The organism is Streptomyces ochraceiscleroticus (genome assembly GCF_000720485.1).
Classification (GTDB): Bacteria; Actinomycetota; Actinomycetes; order Streptomycetales; family Streptomycetaceae; genus Streptomyces; species Streptomyces ochraceiscleroticus.
Genome location: NZ_JOAX01000010.1, coordinates 172,458 through 188,847 on the forward strand (window position 1 = coordinate 172,458; position 16,390 = coordinate 188,847).

Annotated in this window: 13 protein-coding genes; 6 read left to right on the plus strand and 7 right to left on the minus strand. The window is 73.3% G+C overall.

From position 1 onward, the window contains the following. Nucleotides 1–2 precede the first annotated feature (2 nt). On the minus strand, nt 3–767 hold the full coding sequence (locus IG84_RS0115420; protein ID WP_031056592.1) for an SIS domain-containing protein: 765 nt from the start codon (nt 765–767) through the stop codon (nt 3–5). A gap of 274 nt (nt 768–1,041) precedes the next feature. On the opposite strand from IG84_RS0115420, the gene IG84_RS0115425 reads away from it, so the two are divergent. After that, nucleotides 1,042–1,734 carry an iron-dependent transcriptional repressor DtxR gene (locus tag IG84_RS0115425; RefSeq protein ID WP_030254379.1) on the plus strand — a complete coding sequence of 231 codons (693 nt, stop codon included), beginning with the start codon at nt 1,042–1,044 and terminating at the stop codon, nt 1,732–1,734. Nucleotides 1,735–2,482: 748 nt separating this feature from the next. Continuing rightward, nucleotides 2,483–3,364, plus strand: a complete 882-nt coding sequence (locus tag IG84_RS0115430; RefSeq protein WP_031056596.1) for an alpha/beta fold hydrolase — start codon at nt 2,483–2,485, stop codon at nt 3,362–3,364. A gap of 120 nt (nt 3,365–3,484) precedes the next feature. Here the strand turns inward: IG84_RS0115430 and IG84_RS0115435 are convergent, their stop codons facing one another. From IG84_RS0115435 to IG84_RS0115445, 3 genes are all read right to left on the minus strand, one after another. Then, the gene (locus IG84_RS0115435) at nt 3,485–5,131 is read right to left on the minus strand and encodes a hypothetical protein (protein WP_031056599.1); all 1,647 of its coding nucleotides are present in this window, start codon (nt 5,129–5,131) and stop codon (nt 3,485–3,487) included. Continuing rightward, nucleotides 5,128–5,952 (minus strand): ABC transporter ATP-binding protein, encoded by an 825-nt coding sequence (locus tag IG84_RS0115440; protein WP_051861735.1) that lies wholly within the window; start codon nt 5,950–5,952, stop codon nt 5,128–5,130. Before IG84_RS0115440 ends, IG84_RS0115435 begins: the two co-directional genes overlap by 4 nt. A gap of 222 nt (nt 5,953–6,174) precedes the next feature. Then, entirely contained in the window at nt 6,175–6,849 is a 675-nt protein-coding gene (locus IG84_RS0115445) for a bifunctional DNA primase/polymerase (RefSeq protein ID WP_031056605.1), read from the minus strand. A gap of 457 nt (nt 6,850–7,306) precedes the next feature. On the opposite strand from IG84_RS0115445, the gene IG84_RS0115450 reads away from it, so the two are divergent. Together IG84_RS0115450 and IG84_RS0115455 are read left to right on the plus strand one after the other, a co-directional pair. Further along, nucleotides 7,307–8,695 (plus strand): NsdA family TPR-like regulatory protein, encoded by a 1,389-nt coding sequence (locus IG84_RS0115450; RefSeq protein WP_031056607.1) that lies wholly within the window; start codon nt 7,307–7,309, stop codon nt 8,693–8,695. 224 nt (nt 8,696–8,919) lie between these two features. Beyond that, nucleotides 8,920–11,064: a hypothetical protein gene (locus IG84_RS0115455; protein ID WP_245659360.1), complete on the plus strand. Its 2,145-nt coding sequence runs from the start codon at nt 8,920–8,922 to the stop codon at nt 11,062–11,064. A 59-nt stretch (nt 11,065–11,123) separates the two neighbouring features. Here the strand turns inward: IG84_RS0115455 and IG84_RS0115460 are convergent, their stop codons facing one another. Continuing rightward, nucleotides 11,124–12,476 carry an ABC transporter substrate-binding protein gene (locus IG84_RS0115460; RefSeq protein ID WP_031056611.1) on the minus strand — a complete coding sequence of 451 codons (1,353 nt, stop codon included), beginning with the start codon at nt 12,474–12,476 and terminating at the stop codon, nt 11,124–11,126. Between the two features lie 135 nt (nt 12,477–12,611). On the opposite strand from IG84_RS0115460, the gene IG84_RS0115465 reads away from it, so the two are divergent. Continuing rightward, on the plus strand, nt 12,612–13,124 hold the full coding sequence (locus IG84_RS0115465) for an SCO4402 family protein (RefSeq protein WP_078648852.1): 513 nt from the start codon (nt 12,612–12,614) through the stop codon (nt 13,122–13,124). An 85-nt stretch (nt 13,125–13,209) separates the two neighbouring features. Continuing rightward, nucleotides 13,210–14,082 carry a formyltetrahydrofolate deformylase gene (gene purU, locus IG84_RS0115470; protein WP_031056616.1) on the plus strand — a complete coding sequence of 291 codons (873 nt, stop codon included), beginning with the start codon at nt 13,210–13,212 and terminating at the stop codon, nt 14,080–14,082. Between the two features lie 95 nt (nt 14,083–14,177). Here the strand turns inward: purU and IG84_RS38000 are convergent, their stop codons facing one another. Both IG84_RS38000 and IG84_RS0115480 read right to left on the minus strand, forming a co-directional pair. After that, the gene (locus IG84_RS38000) at nt 14,178–15,776 is read right to left on the minus strand and encodes a zf-HC2 domain-containing protein (RefSeq protein WP_037800333.1); all 1,599 of its coding nucleotides are present in this window, start codon (nt 15,774–15,776) and stop codon (nt 14,178–14,180) included. Next, nucleotides 15,773–16,390: a sigma-70 family RNA polymerase sigma factor gene (locus IG84_RS0115480; RefSeq protein WP_031056620.1), complete on the minus strand. Its 618-nt coding sequence runs from the start codon at nt 16,388–16,390 to the stop codon at nt 15,773–15,775. Before IG84_RS0115480 ends, IG84_RS38000 begins: the two co-directional genes overlap by 4 nt.

Genomic DNA, 16,390 nt, shown 5'->3' on the forward strand with positions numbered 1-16,390 from the left:
GCTCAGTGCCGGTAGAAGATCCGGTCCGCGTACTCACGCATGACCCGGCCGTTCCAGTCGTGGCCGCCGTCGACGTTCCCCGAGCGCAGCAGCGGCGGGTCGATGCCGCGCTCGGCGAGCGCCCCCGCCGCCGTCGCCACGACCGCCTGCATGACCGCGCTGGTGACGACCGTGGACGCGGGCGCGAACGGCGCCTCGATGCCCGGCGCGGTCAGCTCCGCGTCGCCGACGGGGATGCGGCTGTCCAGGACGATGTCGCAGTGGTCCTTGAGGTACGTGCCGGACACGTGCCGCGACTTGGTGCCGTCCGCGTACCGGACCGAGGTCAGCCCGATGACCTTGAGGCCGAGCGCGCGGGCGTTCAGCGCCATCTCCACGGGCAGCGGATTCCGCCCGGACAGCGAAATGATCACGAGTACGTCGCCGGCCCGCGCCGGGCTGGTGTCCAGTACGGCGGCGGCCAGCCCGTCGACCCGCTCCAGCGCGCTGCCGAGCGTCGCGGGCATCACGTCCACGCCCACCACACCGGGCACGGGCAGCAGGTTCATCACCGCCAGGCCGCCGGCGCGGTAGACCGTGTCCTGGGCGGGCAGCGAGGAGTGCCCGGCACCGAAGCAGAAGATCCGGCCGCCGGCCTCCACGGTGTCGGCGATCAGCGTCCCGGCCTCGGCGATCACCTCGCCTTGGGTGTCCCGCACCGTCCGCAGCAGGTCGATCGCGGCATCGAAGTACTGCCCGGCCAGCCCCTTGCTCCCGCTCTCGCCCATCGCGGAGCGCCCCTCTCCTCGTATGGTCCGGCCCGGGCCGGTACCGTCCTCGTGGCGCGGCTCACGTTGCGGTCTGGACCAGTGCCCTGTCAATACGGCGCCCGCACCGTACGGCCGAAAGGCGCCCGCCTGGACCGACCTCCGCGTGCGGCCCCCGGTGACCGGCCGCATCCGGGGCCCGGAGGCAGCCATCGGGCCGCGCGCGGCACCGTTGTCAGTGGGATGCGTCAGAATTGAGTTCAGGGCCACCGCACGACACAGCCGAGGGGCACGCATGTCCGGACTGATCGACACCACGGAGATGTATCTCCGCACCATCCTTGAGCTCGAAGAGGAAGGTGTGGTCCCGATGCGCGCGCGCATCGCCGAGCGGCTCGACCAGAGCGGCCCGACGGTCAGCCAGACCGTGGCGCGGATGGAGCGGGACGGCCTGGTCCAGGTCGCCGGCGACCGCCACCTGGAGCTGACCGAGGAGGGCCGCCGCCTGGCGACGCGTGTGATGCGCAAGCACCGGCTCGCCGAGTGCCTGCTCGTCGACGTGATCGGCCTGGAATGGGAGCAGGTGCACGCCGAGGCGTGCCGCTGGGAGCACGTGATGAGTGAGGCGGTGGAGCGCCGCGTCCTGGAGCTGCTGCGGCACCCGACCGAGTCGCCGTACGGCAATCCCATCCCCGGCCTGGACGAGCTGGGCGAGAAGTCCGAGGCCGATGCCTTCCTGGACGAGGGCCTGCTGAGCCTGATGGACCTCGACCCCGGCGCCGACGGCAAGACCGTCGTCGTGCGGCGGATCGGCGAGCCCATCCAGACGGACGCCCAGCTCATGTACACACTGCGGCGGGCCGGGGTGCAGCCGGGGGCCGTGGTGAGCGTGACGGAGTCGCCGGCCGGGGTGCTGGTCGGCAGCAGCGGCGAGGCCGCCGAGCTGGCCACCGACATCGCGCAGCACGTCTTCGTGGCGAAGCGCTGAGCTTCCCGGCTGCTCGCCGGCCGCTCGGCGGTGCGCTTCCCGGCCCGGCGCCCCGCCGCTCCGCTTGACCGGTGTGGCGCCGCCTCCGCGCCCCGCGCGCAGGCGCCCACCCGGTACGACATCCCGTCCCGCGCTCCCCGCGGAGATTCCGCTTCCCCCTGCCGCCCGCCCTCCCGCGGAGAAATTTTCGGCCGTCCCCTCCGCCGCGCCGCCGCACTGACCTGGAGCGACGGCGCGCACCGAGCCGTGCCCCGATTCCCTGCCCCGCACGGACTTGGCGGAATGCGAGCGGTGGGCGCGAGGCCGTGTCACCCTGGCGCTGTCGCATACGCACAGGCGCATATGACGTGCTGCGTTGAGGACCTGGGGCCGGGCGGCGCGGCGGATGTGGGGGACATCCGGCCGGTCGCCGGGACCTCTGGGGGAGGGGGCTCGGATGAGTCACCGGACAAAACCGTCGCCGGGCCGGGGGGCCACTGACAGCGAGGGCCCCGGCGCTGCGAGCAGCCGGGGCCCCGCTTCCCCATGTCCCCCCGCGAAGACCCGGAGCCCCGAGCTCTCAGGGTCTTCCCCCGCGGGCCCTCTTCCCGTCAGGGCCCGCCTCCCGCTCACACTCTCCCCGTGCCGCGGACGGCCAATCCTTGAGCATGGTCACTCGTACGAGGGGTGTTGGGAGCGACGGCAATACATTCGAATACGGGTTCGATAGTGTGGGGCTGCTCAAGGGACGGATGGGGGTGCCAGGGCAATGGTGCGGCGCATCGACGTGACAGGTACCGGGGGCGTACGGCTCGCGGCCTGGGAGTTCACCGACCCTCCCAAGGCCGGCGGCGAGGAAGCGGAGCGGAAGCACAACGGGCGCGGCCCCGGCGTGCTGCTCCTCCACGGCCTGATGGGGCGGGCCGCGCACTGGGCGGAGACCGCCCGCTGGCTCGGCGCGCGCTACCGCCCCGTCGGCCTCGACCAGCGCGGCCACGGCCGCAGTGAGAAGCCCACCGACGGGCCGTTCGACCGCATGACGTACGTGGACGACGCGATCGCCGCCATCGAGCAGCTGCATCTCGCGCCGGCCGCCGTCATCGGCCACTCCATGGGCGCGCTCACCGCCTGGCAGCTCGCGGCGCGCCGGCCCGACCTGGTCAGCGCCCTGGTCATCTGCGACATGCGGGCATCGGCGCTGGGCGCGGCCTCGCAGCGCGAATGGGAGGCGTGGTTCCGCTCCTGGCCGGTCCCCTTCGCCACGCTCGCCGACGTCCGCAAGTGGTTCGGCGAGGACGACCCCACGCTGGAACGGCCGAAGCCGGTGCGCGGCGAGTACTTCGCCGAGGTGATGGCCGAGCGCGCCGACGGCTGGCGCCCGGTCTTCTCCCGCCGCCAGATGCTCGCCGTCCGCGAGGCATGGGTGCACGACGCCCACTGGGAGGAGCTCGCCCTGATCGAATGCCCCACGCTGGTCGTCCGCGGCCTGGACGGCGAACTGGGCCGCGCCGAGGCCCAGGAGATGGTCCGCGTCCTCCCTCGGGGCGCCTACGCCGAGATCTCCGACGCCGGCCACCTCCTCCCCTGGGAGCGCCCGGACGACTGGCGCCGCGCGCTGGAGCCGTTCCTGCACGCGGAGATTCCGACCTGAGCGGCCGGGCCATTCCGGCGTGAGCGGCCGGGCGTCGGGGAAACCGGCGCTGACCTGAAGCGGCGGGCGCCCGCCCCCTCCGGGGGACGGACGCCCGCCGACTCTCGAGGTCTCGCCGCGCTAGCCCTTGCTCACCGCCACCAGAATCTCCGGCAGCCGGCGGAGGACGCCCGGTGCGGTCAGCCGCAGCCCGAGGACGGCCACGACCGCCCCGTACGCCGCGCCCACCGGCAGCACCAGCCACAACAGCCCCTGGAGTCCCGCCACATGGAGCCCGACGGTCAGGCCGATGACCGGCAGACACAGCAGGCCGCCCATGACCACGCCGACCAGCATGCTGATCCAGGCGATCCCGCCCTGCCCCGGCGCGACGTTCTTGTTGCCGTCGGACGGAATCGAGTACGGGAAACGGACCGAGGCGAACGCCCCCGTGGCCACCAGCGCGCCGAGGAGCGCCAGCGCCACCCCGTACACCTCGGGGAAGGCTCCCCAGTCGTCGAGGAGCGCCGCCGAGCCGAGCACCACCAGCGTCACGTACGGCACCGCGATCACGGCCACCGCCAGCGCCCGCCCGCCCAGCTCCAGGAACGCGTCACGGCGCGTGGAGAGCGTCGAGGCGACCATCCAGAACGCGGAGGTGTCCTGCCCGAACTGGTTGTACATCTGCAGCCCGAGCAGCCCCGCCGCCCAGCACGCCGTGTAGACGCTGCCGCCGCCCTGCACCGCCGTGACGACCGGGAGGATCAGGCCGACGCCGAGCGCCGCGGCCCAGCCCATCTTCGTCTTCGGGTCCCGCCAGCCGTACAGCAGCGTGCGCCGCATGACCGTACCCGTACGGCCGTCCGGCAGCAGCCGCTCCCAGCCGCCCGCCCGGCCGGCCCGCTTGCGGCCGCTGTCCTTCTCGATGGCCTGCAGGGTGGAGGAGTCGGGCGCGGTCATGACAGTGGTGAGCGTGCGGCTCCACCACCACAGCAGCAGAACGAGCGCCAGTGCGGTCAGCGCGAGGCCGAACGCCGCGCGCCCGTAAGCACCCCGGCCCGCCGCGTCCACCGCGTCCACCGCGGAGGCGGGCGGTATCCAGCGCAGCACCGCCGCGGCCGGCTCCAGGGCCGTCAGCCCCTGCGACTGGGCCAGCTTCTGCGCGGCGAGGTTCACGCCCTGCGCGCCGAGCGCGACGAACAGGCCGCTGAGGACGGCGAGATCGCGGCCGCGGCGGCTGGTCAGCAGCCGCACGTTGGCGGTCGCGATGGCGCGCGCCAGCGCCGCGCACACCAGGACGATCAGTACCGTCGCGACGATCCCGACGATCACCGCGGCCGCACCGTGCGCGACGGCGGCCACGGAACCGGCCGCCAGGACGACGGTGAAGACCGGCCCGACGCCGATGAGCGAGGCGACCAGCAGCGAGCCGATCAGCGGCCGGGGCCGCAGCGGCAGCATCACCAGCCGGGTCGGGTCCATCGTCTCGTCCGCCGTGGGGAAGAACAGCGGCATCGCCGCCCACCCGAGCGTGAGGATCGCGGTGAGGAGCACGGCCAGCGCCGGCGTGCCGGCCACGCCGCGCAGCAGGATCAGCCCCAGCAGCAGCCCGGCCCCGAACAGCAGCGTGACGACCAGGGAGATGACGTACGCGGCGGTGCGCCCCGGCGACTGCCGCAGCCCGTTCTTCAGGAGCGACAGCTTGAGCCGTACGAAGAGGGGCATGAGGGCCGGGGACGCCGGGGCGGTGGCCGGTGTGCCCACGGGGCGGGTGGTGGCCGTACTCATCGGGCGCCGCCCCCACCGAGCCAGTCCAGGTCCTGCCCGGCCCGCGCGCGGCTGCCGGCGCCGACCAGTTCGAGGAAGGCGTCCTGCAACGAAGGCGCGTCACCGCGCACCTCGCCGATCGGCCCGTCGGCCCGGATCTTCCCACCGGCCATCACGGCCACCCAGTCACACAGCGACTCCACCAACTCCATCACATGACTGGAGAAGATGACGGTCGCGCCGGACCCGGTGTAGCGCTCCAGTACGCCCCGAATGGTCTGGGCGGAGACCGGATCCACCCCCTCGAACGGCTCGTCCAGAAAGAGAATCTCCGGGTTGTGCAGCAGGGCGGCCGCCAGCCCGATCTTCTTCCGCATACCGGTCGAGTAGTCCACGACCAGCTTGTTCCGGGCCCCGGACAGATCGAGCACGTCCAGCAGCTGCCCGGCCCGCTTGTCGACCTCGTCGCCGGGCAGCCCCCGCAGCCGCCCGATGTACGAAAGAAGTTCGCCGCCCGACAACCGCTCGAACAGCCGCAGCCCTTCGGGCAGCACGCCGATCCGCGACTTCACGGCGACCGGGTCGCGCCACACGTCATGGCCGCCGATCTCGACCTGGCCCGCGTCCGGCCGCAGCAGCCCGGTCACCATCGACAGCGTGGTCGTCTTCCCCGCGCCGTTCGGCCCCACGAGCCCGATGAACCGCCCCGCGGGCAACGCCAGATCGATCCCCGCAACGGCGGTGTGATCTCCATACTTCTTCCAGAGGCTGTGGATACGCACCGCCGCCGGAGCCTCCGCCGTGCCAGCCTGTTCCCCAGCACCCGAACTTTCGGTCGTCACTCGGTTCCCCTGTCCTCGGACGTCAAGGCAGGGCCCGGTCAAGCCCCCGCCGCCCTCCAACGATATGCGGAGGGCGGGGGGAGAGGCCGGACGAGGAGCGGCTGGGCAGCGGTTGAGCAAGCGACCGTTACGCACTGACCAGGGGGGCGGGGGAGGGGGGAGGGGGCCCCAGGGCCGCCCGTCAGATCACGCCTCTCCCGCCCCGCCCCGGCTCAGCCCCCCTCACCGCCCCCGGCCCGCTGTTGGTTCGAGGCCGCAGGCGTAGGTGAGGGGGTTGAGGAGGTCTTCGGTGTCGGGGAGCCAGCGGTTGGCGGGGGTGGGGTGGCGGGCCCATTGGACCGGAGCGTGGCGGCCGGTGCGGGTGGGAGGTGCGGCGATGTAGGTGCCCTCGCCGTGGGTGATCAGGTCGAGGCCGGTGGGGGAGGGCCGGGCCGGTTTGCGTGCCAGGTCCGAGAGCTTGGCGGCAGCGCCGGGCAGGACGAAGAAGAGCATCCGGCGGTCCGGGGTGCGGATGACCGGGCCGAGCGGCAGGCCCTGCCGTTCCATGCGGGCCAGCGCCAGGCAGCCCGCGGTCTCGGGCACGTCCAGCGCGTCGAACGTGCGGCCCGTCGGGAGCAGGATCGCCGCGCGGGGGTGTTGCGTCCACAGGCTGTGGATGGCCGACGCGCTGCCGGTGGCCGCCGTGGGCCAGTCGGCCGCGAGCGGGTGGGCGCCGGGGGTCCGGCAGTCACGGGCGCCGCACGAACAGTACGGTGCCGCACCGTCGTCTTCCAGCCATGCGCCGGGGAGTACGTCCCAATGGCGTTCCGTCGCGTAACGCACCGCAATGTCGAGCAGCCGCTCACCGCGCTGCTGGGGGACCTGTGGGGCTCCTGTGACTCCGCTGCTCTGTTCCACGAACGGGACAACTTCCGCTGTCACCAAGGGTTACGGCCAACAAGTGGCACGGCACGGCGCAACGTTCTTGCACGTGGGGCGCATGGATGCACGGGCGGGGGCGCGTGCGGGGCCGTGCCGCGGAGGCTGGGTAGCCACTTGCGTGACGGGCGGAAAGGCCGTCCGGCGGCGGGCGGCGCGGGCTCTCCGTACGTACTCGGACACGGGCGTCACGTGCTCGTACACACGGCACTGCGCGTACACACGCCACGTACTCGCACACGCGCATCGCGTATCTCGTACACGCGCGTCGGTGGTCAGTGGTGCGCGGTTGAGGGGGCTGGTCGGAGCAATTGGGGAGTATCGCTTATGTCGCGCGGTAGCGGAGGAAAAAGCGGATATCGCGGGTATGGGCGGGAAATGATGCACGAGGACGGCGTTCGACGGTGAACGCGCCGCAGTACACAGGGGGTACAGCATGGCCGCCAGGCCACTCGTCGCGCGGCAGCCGAACGAACGGCTGCAGGCGCTCATCCAGGAAGCTGCCTGTTCCAATGCCGGGCTCGCCCGCCGCGTGAACGTCTGCGGCGCCGAGCACGGCCTGGACCTGCGCTACGACAAGACGTCCGTCGCCCGCTGGCTGCGTGGCCAGCAACCCCGCGGCCGGGCGCCCGCGATCATCGCCGAGGCGCTCGGCCGCAAGCTGGGGCGCACGGTCACGATCGACGAGATCGGCATGGCCGACGGCAAGAACCTCGCCTCCGGCGTCGGCCTGCAGTTCTCGCCCACCGTGCTCGGCGCGATAGAGCAGGTCTGTGAGCTGTGGCGCAGCGACGTCGGGCGCCGCGACTTCCTGAGCGGTTCGACGGTCGCCGCCTCGGCGCTGGTCGAGCCGAGCCGGGACTGGCTGATCACCGGCGCCGACACCCAGGTCGCTCGCAACGCCGGGGCCCGCGTGGGCCGTTCGGACGTCGAGGCGGTCCGCTCCATGACGGCCGCGCTCAGCGAACTGGACCACCAGTACGGTAGCGGGCACGTTCGTCCGGTCGTCGTGCACTACCTCAACAGCGTGGTCTCCGGACTGCTCGCGGGCACCTACCGGGAGTCGGTGGGGCGCGAACTCTTCGCCGCGGTGGCTCGGTTGACCGAGCTGGGCGGATACATGGCGGTCGACACGGGCCAGCCGGGGCTGGCTCAGCGGTACTACATCCAGGCGCTGCGCCTGGCACAGGCGGCCGGCGACCGTGGTTACGGCGGGTACGTGCTCGCCGCCAGCATGAGCCACCTCGCCGCCTCGCTCGGCAACCCCCGGGAGATCGCGCAGCTCGCGCGCGCGGCACAGGAAGGCACCCGCGGGCACGTGACGCCGCGCGCCGAGGCGATGTTCTGCGCGGCGGAGGCGCGCGGGCACGCACTGATGGGGGACACCCGGGCGTTCCAGTCCGTGGCCGGGCGCGCGGTCAGCGCGATGGAGCGGGCCGAGTCCGGTACGGACGCGGGCGACGACCCGGCGTGGATCGGGCACTTCGACCCCGCCTATCTCGCCGACGAACTGGCCCACTGCCACCGTGACTTGGGGCAGGCGACAGCGGCCAGGCAGCAGGCCGAGCAGGCGCTCGCCGGCCATCCCGAGAGCCGGGCGCGGCGGCGCGCGATCGGGCTCGTACTGCTGGCGAGCGCACAGGTGCAGCAGCGGGAGATCGAGCAGGCGTGTCATACGGGCACGCAGGCGGCCGAGTTGCTGAGCGGGCTGCGCTCCTCGCGCGGCGCGGAGTATCTGGAGGACTTCCAGGCGCGCCTGGAGCCGTACCGGGAGGAGGCGGTGGTGCGGGAGTTCGCCGCGCGGCTGGAGCTGCGGGCGGCGTGACGGACGGGCCCGGGGCGGCCCTGGGCGGGTCCGCTCGGCCGCCGTGGCCGGGCCGTCCCCGGAGCGACATTCGGCCAGTGTCCTCTTTGTCCGTCGATCCTCCGTAATCGACGGGTGATGCTGCTGTGGGTCAAGTGGCCGGTGACCAGGGGACGTGGTCGAACATGACTGCTACCCGGTAGCGTGAGCCGACGATTCCGTAAGAAGCAGAAGTAGGAGTCCCGGTGACGCAGAGCGGACAGGGCGGCGACCCGCAGAACCCTGCGGGCGGGCCCGCGCGCGAGGGCGTGGTGCTGCCCGCGAACGGTGGCGAGCCGTACGTGCCCGACCAGCAGTCCGCGCCGGCCGCCGGTCAGCCGTGGGGCGAGCCGTGGGGCCCGTCCCAGGCACCGCAGCAGCAGGGCTCCTACGCACCGCAGCAGCCGGGCGGGTATCCGCCGCCGCCCCAGGGGCAGCCGCCGGTACCTCCGATGCCGCCGGAGCAGCCGTCGGCCGGGCCGGGGGCGGGGGCCGCCGGAACGGGGTACGCGAGCCAGGGTACGTACGGGGCTCAGCCTTCCTATGGTTCCCAGCCTTCCTACGGTTCCCAGGCTTCGTACGACGGGCAGCAGGCCTCCTATGGTGCTCAGGCTTCCCAGAGCGTTCAGGGGTCGTACGACAGACAGCCCCAGCCTTCGTACGACGGGCAGTCTTCGTACGACGGGACGCCTTCGTACGGTGCGCAGCCCTCGTACGGTGCGCCGTCCCCGTACGCCCAGCAACCGCAGCCCTCCTATGGGGAGCAGAATCCGTACAGCGGTCAGGCCGCCTACGGTGCAGCCCCGAGTGCCCCGAGTGCCGGTTACGGCTATCCGCAGCAGCCCGCCGGCCCTCAGCCCGCTACGGACGCCCAGCCCGGTACGGACGGGGCCGGGAATGCCACCGGTGGCGCGCTCGTGCGTGCCGAGCGGCAGACCGGGGCGCCGCTGCCGCCCGCAGCGGACGAGCCCGGCGCGGGCGCGCCGCTCCCGCCGCAGAACACCGGGCAGGGCGCCGGGCCGCTGCCGCCCGCCGCCGGGGACGCCGAGGCCACCCAGTACATCCCGCCCGCCACCGGCGACAGCGAAGCCACCCAGCTCATCCAGCCCTTCGCCGGCGGACAGGGCGGACAGGGCGGGCCCGGCGGGCAGCCGATGCCGGCGCCGCAGGGCGCCTCCGGTCCCATGCCCGGCTCGCTGCCGCCCGAGAACAAGCGGCCCGAGACGGACGCCGAGTCGACGACGATGCTGCGCCGGCCGGTCATGCCGCAGGCACCCGCTTCCCCCGACGGCACGGAGGCGGCGACCCAGCTCATCCCGCCGGTCGGCGGTGGCACGCCGCAGCCGCCTCCGGGTGCGCCGTTCGCCATACGGCCGGGGATGCCGGGTGACCGGCCGACCCCGGCCGAGTTCGACGGTCTCTTCCGTGACGGGCCGGGCGGTGCCGGGGCCGGTGCCTCCGAGGCCGAGTCCCCCGGGTCCACCCAGCAGATGCCGCGCTTCGAGCCGCCCGCGGCGCCGCAGGGCCACGGCGCGCCGCAGGGCCCCGGAGGCCGGCCGGGATTCGGCGCCCAGCCGGGCCCCGCACCCCAGCACCCCGGCAGCCACGCTTCGCAGCAGCCCGGCGGTCCCGCGCCGCAGCATTCCGGCTTCACGCCCCAGGGCCCGTACCCGCCCGATGCCCCCTCCGGCCACGGCCACGGCGGTGGCGGGCGGCGCCGCAAGATCGCGCCCGCCGCGATCATCGGCGCGGTCGTGGTGGTCTGCGTCGGCGCCGGGCTCGGCGTCGGCTACGCGCTCAGCGGCAGCGACGACGACGGCGCGAAGAAGGACGCCGGCAAGTCGTCGGCGGGCACGGTGAAGCGGGCCAAGCCCTCGCCGACCGCCGACCCCGCCGAGGCGCAGGCCAAGGAGCTGGACGCGCTGCTCAAGGACAGCAACAACAGCCGTTCCGCGGTGATCGGGGCGGTCGGCAACATCAAGTCCTGCACCAAGCTCGGCGCCGCGGCCAAGGACCTGCGGGACGCGGCCGCGCAGCGGAACGACCTGGTCACCCGGCTCGGAAAGCTCTCCACCGACGAGCTGACGGACCACATCGAGCTGACCACCGCGCTGACCAACGCCTGGAAGTCCTCGGCGGCGGCCGACAACCACTACGCCACCTGGGCCGACCAGGTCGCGCACGCGGGCAAGAAGGGCTGCCACAAGGGCAAGGCACGCGGTACGAAGGCGGCGGTGGCGGGCAACACCGCCAGCGGGCAGGCCACCACGGCCAAGAAGCAGGCGGCGAACCTGTGGAACCCGATCGCCAAGAAGTACGGCCTGACCGAACACAGCCCTGAGCAGCTCTAGCAGCCCGGAGCAGCTCTAGCCGCGCGGGCCCCCAGTACTACGGGGGCCCGTCAGCTCACTCACGCGTCCCGCCGCGGCTTCTCCAGCGTCTTCGCGAGGTCGGCGAAGCCGGAGTGCGTGGCGACCAGTCGGCCGTCCCGTACGACCTGGTAGGTCACCATCGCGTTGACGATCCGCGGGAAGGACTGCACGGCGAGCATGTCGTCGTAGCGCCAGCGCAGCTTCGGGGTCAGGCCGCCCGTGTCGACGGCCCGGTCACCGCGGTCCAGCGCCTGCTGCAGCGAGCGCGCGGTGACGTCCTGGCCGTCCTCGGTGACCTGCTCGACCATCACGCGCAGCACGGTGTACGCGATCCAGGTGGTCTGCACGCCGGCGTCGGCGGGGTCGATGCGGTTGTCGTTGAAGGCGTGCTCGGTGATCACGTCGCGCATGGGGCCCCAGCGCCGGTCGCGCGCGTCCGGGTACCAGCCGGTGACCAGTGCGCCCTCCAGGGGGCTGGACTTGCCGCCCGTACGGTCCACCAGTGTCTGGTTCACGCTGCCGAGCACGGACGCCATCTGCACCTTCGGGTTGTCCTCCTGGAGGCGCCGGAAGGAGTCGAAGAACGTGTCGGTGTGCTCGCCGAGCGTCGCGGTCACGCAGGCGCCCTTGGCCCGCGCGCCGAACTCCGCCGTCCCGTAGAACTCCGGGTCGGCGCCGACCTCGTCCAGTGCGCTCTGCGCCGCGCCGGTGTAGTCGGTGGCGTTCTCGGGCGCCCGGATGTCGTGGGCGGGCGAGCGGCCGCCGGTGGCCAGCCCGGAGTTGAGGATCGGCGGCATCTGGTCGCCCTGGATGGTGTCGGGGCGGACCAGCGAGACGCGCTTGCACTCGGCGGCAAGCTGCCGCCCGTTGCCGGCCAGCAGCGCCGCCTGGCCGCCGTTGACCGGGTAGGACAGCGGGCTGTCGAACTCCTCGCTGGAGACGCCGTAGCCGCCGATGTACGGAATGCCGGCGGCCTCCAGCGGGCCCATGAAGGAGCGGCCCTGGCGGCTGTACGAACCGACGACGGCGACGGCGTGCGCGGCGACCGCCTTCTGGGCGCAGCGCGCGGCGGCCACCGATTCGTTGCGCTCGTTGCAGGTGAGGACGTGCAGCCGGTGGCCGGCGATACCGCCCTTGGCGTTCACCCAGCGCGCGTACGCCTCGGCCATGGCGGGCATCCCGGCCATATTCGTGCCCTTGGTGCCGGAGGGCGCCCAGGTCATCACGGTGAGGGGGGCCTGGTCACCGGCCCCGGCGGCGTTCCCGTCGGCCCCGGGGAGCGTGCCGCAGCCCGTCAGCAGGGCCGCCATGGCCGCCGCGCCCGCCGTCGCTGAGCGGATCACGGTGGCGCGGTGGCAGAAGCGGGGAAAGGAACGTCGCCATCCGGTCATGTACCCGCACCCTTCCGGCCAGGGCATAACTCCTGCGTGCTGTCCGGGTAACGGAAAGTGACGCGAAAGTGAACAGCAGGCGAAGGCGGTCCCGGGCCCCCGTCCCGTGGCCCCGTGTCCGAGAACGTACGATCGATTGTCGTGCAAGGTTCGGAGAAGTCTTCCCGTCGCGGCCGCCGCTCGACCACCATGGGCGCCATGCCGCTCACTGACATGCCGTGGTGGCGCTGGCGCGCCAATGTGCGCTCGGCGCTGCACATGCTTTCCGACCCCGTCTTCCAGCAGGAGACCTGGCTGGCCGGCCTCCCCGGCTACGGTGATGTGACCGACGCCGTGTACCGGCTGGTGGAGGACACCTGGCTGGACAACTGGTCCGCCGAGAAATACGTCGGCACGATATTCCGGGACTCCCAGGAAGCCGCGCTGGTCGACGTCGCCGTGCTCCGGGTGCTGCGCATACTGCACCAGGTCGGCGCGGACGCCCCGGTGGCCGCCTACCTGGAGCACCACGGCTGGCCCGAGGCCGTACGGGCCGCGCGGGACGCCCACGTCCGCATGGCGACCGCCGACGGCGAGGACCCCGACGCGGCCCCGCGCTCCCTCGAAGTACTGGCCATCCTCACCAGGGGACTGGAACCGCAGGAGTGAGCCGCGCCACGCGGACGCCGGCCGGCGCCCGGGGGCGGGGAGCGGGCGGTGACCGGCGGGCCGGAATGTGCGACCCTTTGTCCTCATGAGCCAGTCGCAGCCCGCCCTCTCCGACCAGTACGTCCTGACCCTGTCCTGCCCGGACAAGCAGGGCATCGTGCACGCGGTGTCCAGCTACCTCTTCATGACCGGGTGCAACATCGTGGACAGCCAGCAGTTCGGGGACCGGGACACCGGACTGTTCTTCATGCGGGTCCACTTCCGCGCCGAGACCGCCGTCACGCTGGAGAAGCTGCGCGCCAGCTTCGCCGCGGTCGGCGACTCCTTCCAGATGGACTGGCAGATCCACCGGGGCGACGAGAAGATGCGTGTCATCCTGATGGTGTCCAAGTTCGGGCACTGCCTGAACGACCTGCTCTTCCGCTCCCGCATCGGCGCGCTGCCGGTGGAGATCGCGGCCGTGGTCTCCAATCACACCGACTTCGCCGAGCTGGTCGCCTCGTACGACATCCCCTTCCACCACATCGCGGTGACGAAGGACAACAAGCCGCAGGCCGAGGCCCAGCTCCTGGAGCTGGTCCGCGCCGAGCAGGTCGAGCTGGTCGTACTGGCCCGGTACATGCAGGTGCTCTCCGACGACCTGTGCAAGGAGCTGTCGGGGCGGATCATCAACATCCATCACTCCTTCCTGCCGAGCTTCAAGGGCGCGAAGCCGTACCACCAGGCGCACGCGCGCGGCGTGAAGCTGATCGGCGCCACCGCGCACTACGTCACCGCCGACCTCGACGAGGGCCCGATCATCGAGCAGGAGGTCGCGCGGGTGGGCCACGACGTCACCCCCGACCAGCTCGTCGCCGTCGGCCGGGACGTGGAGTGCCAGGCGCTGGCCCGCGCGGTGAAGTGGCACAGCGAGCGCCGCGTGCTGCTCAACGGCAGCCGGACGGTCGTCTTCGCCTGACGCCTGGCGTCCGACGCCCCGCCTCTCGCGCCCCTGACCGCCTTCAGGCGCGAGAGGCTTCAGAGGCGCGAGAGGCTTCAGAGGCGCGAGAGGCTTCAGAGACGCGAGAGCGAAGCCGTCGCGAAGAGGACCTCGCGGATCGCGTCCCGCTCGCCGTGCTGCCCCGCCGCCGCGTCCTCGGGCGAGACATGGCCCGCGGCGAGCTGGCAGAACTCCACGCTGTCCAGCGCGATGTGCGCGACCGTGCGGTCCGGCGTGCCGAGCGCGCCGGGCGAGTCCAGCGCGATGTACCAGTGGCCGCCGCCGCTGCCCTCCACCTCCAGGTGCAGCGTGCGCCCCGGGGTGCCCGCCTCGACCAGCCGCCGGGGCGGCGCGGCCAGACCGGCGCGGCGCCGTACGGCCAGCGCGGACGGCAGCAGCCGCGGCGCGAGGTCCACCATGCCGTGCATGTGGTGCGCGGCCGGGGCCTCGTACGGGTAGTCCACGGCGTCCGCGATGTCACCGGCGTGCACCCAGCACTCGAAGGCGCGCTCCAGCATCGAGTCGCGCAGCGGCAGCCGGAAGTCGCCGTAGGGCACGGCCAGTTCGGCGACCCCGCGGCCCGCGAAGGCCACCGTGCGTATCAGCGCGTGGGACTGCTCGCGCCAGGGCTCGCGGGTGGCGAGCGGGGACTCCTCGTGCACCGCGGTGCGCCAGTACGCGAGCGTGCGCTCCGTCGGGTCGGTGGGGGCGTCCGCCGGGACCTCGGCGCCCAGCGGGTCGGTGAGCCCGAGGGCCGTGGCGACCAGGCCGTCCACGGACATCAGATGGCCGATGACGCCGGCGACGGTCGTGGTGCGGCCGGCCTCACGGTCGTTCTCGAACCACCGCAGTCGTACCGGGGCCCGCCACTCCGACTCGCCCATGTCCCGCAGCAGCGCGTCCAGTTTGGCCGTCTCCGCGTCGTACGGACCCGCCCACTCGGGCACCGGGATACGGGCCGGGCGGCGGCCCAGGCAGTTCTCCAGGACCCGGCTGCGCAGCAGCGGGTCCAGGTCCAGGCTGTCGGCGGGGTGCAGCAGGCCGACGGCGTCCCGCAGCCGCAGCGCCTCGTCCGCGCAGGCGGCGCAGTCCGTGAGGTGGGCCTCGACGGCGGCGGTCTCCTCGGGCGAGCAGGCGGCCAGCGCCCAGGCGCCCAGCAGCGACTTGAGCACCGCGTGCGGCGGCTCGGGCCGGGCGGCGCCGGCGGGGTCCTGGTCCGTTGTCCCGTCCTTCTCCGTGGCGGTGTCCTCGGACGCCCTCCGTTGCTCCGGCGCCCGCGGCTCCTGCGGCGTCTCCCGTTCCCCGGCTGCCTCCTGGCCCTTCGATGCCGCCTGATCCGTCGGTGCCTCCCGGCCTTCCGGTGCCTTCCGGTCCTTCGGCGTGCGCGGCTCGTCCGGCGTGTGCCGTCCCTCCGGTACCTCCTGCCCCTTCGGTGCGCGCGGCTCCTCCGGCGTGTGCCGTGCCTCCGGCGTACGCCGATCCTTGGACGTCTCCCGTTCGTCCGCCGGGCCCTCGTCCGGCCGGGACGCGCGTACGTCCGGCAGCGGGCCCTGGTCCTCGGCCGGGCGGCGCGGGGACGGTATGCGCGGGCGCTCGCCGCGGCCGGGGCACGGGTGGCCGGGCTCTTCGGGGTCCTGCGGGCCGTAGCGGTCCCAGTCCTCGGGGCCGGTCACAGCGCCCGTCCGTATCCGGAGCCCGGCGACGGTGGCGTGGCGGGGCGGCCCGGAGCGGGCGGTCCCGCCTGGTGGTTGTGCGCGGTGGCGAGGAGCTGCAGGCCGAGCCGGAGCCGGCGGCGCGCCTCGTCCTCGGTGACGCCGAGGTCGGCGGCGGTCTGGCGGTAGTCGCGGCGCTGGAAGTAGGCCAGTTCCAGCGCGGCACGCAGCGGCGCCGGCATGGACGTGACGATGTAGTCGGCGCGGGCCGCGGTCGAGGCGGCGTTGATCTTCTGCTCGATCTCGGCCGGTCCGGGCGCGTCCGCGCCGCAGTCCAGCGCGGAGGCGGCCTCGGCCTGGCGCAGCCGGTGCACGGCCTGGCGGTGGGTGAGCGTGGCGACCCAGGAGCGCAGCGAACCCTGCTTGGGGTCGTACGCGTCCGGGTTCTCCCATATGTAGCCGAAGACCTCGCGGGTGATCCGGTCGGCGGCCGCCTCGTCCTCCAGGACGCGCTGCGCAAGGCTGTGCACAAGCGAAGCGAACCGGTCGTACAGCTCGCCGAGCGCGGCCGCTTCGCCGCGCGCGAGCCGCTGCTGCATCCGCCTGTCCCAGCGCGGTGGCGCTTCGTTCACCAT

What these genes read in the sequence shown, in the direction of transcription:
- IG84_RS0115420 (WP_031056592.1), bottom strand. Translation starts at nt 767, where the DNA reads ATGGGCGAGAGCGGGAGCAAGGGGCTGGCCGGGCAGTACTTCGATGCC.
- IG84_RS0115425 (WP_030254379.1), top strand. Translation starts at nt 1,042, where the DNA reads ATGTCCGGACTGATCGACACCACGGAGATGTATCTCCGCACCATCCTT.
- IG84_RS0115430 (WP_031056596.1), top strand. Translation starts at nt 2,483, where the DNA reads ATGGTGCGGCGCATCGACGTGACAGGTACCGGGGGCGTACGGCTCGCG.
- IG84_RS0115435 (WP_031056599.1), bottom strand. Translation starts at nt 5,131, where the DNA reads ATGAGTACGGCCACCACCCGCCCCGTGGGCACACCGGCCACCGCCCCG.
- IG84_RS0115450 (WP_031056607.1), top strand. Translation starts at nt 7,307, where the DNA reads ATGGCCGCCAGGCCACTCGTCGCGCGGCAGCCGAACGAACGGCTGCAG.
- IG84_RS0115460 (WP_031056611.1), bottom strand. Translation starts at nt 12,476, where the DNA reads ATGACCGGATGGCGACGTTCCTTTCCCCGCTTCTGCCACCGCGCCACC.
- purU (WP_031056616.1), top strand. Translation starts at nt 13,210, where the DNA reads ATGAGCCAGTCGCAGCCCGCCCTCTCCGACCAGTACGTCCTGACCCTG.
- IG84_RS0115480 (WP_031056620.1), bottom strand. Translation starts at nt 16,390, where the DNA reads ATGGTGAACGAAGCGCCACCGCGCTGGGACAGGCGGATGCAGCAGCGG.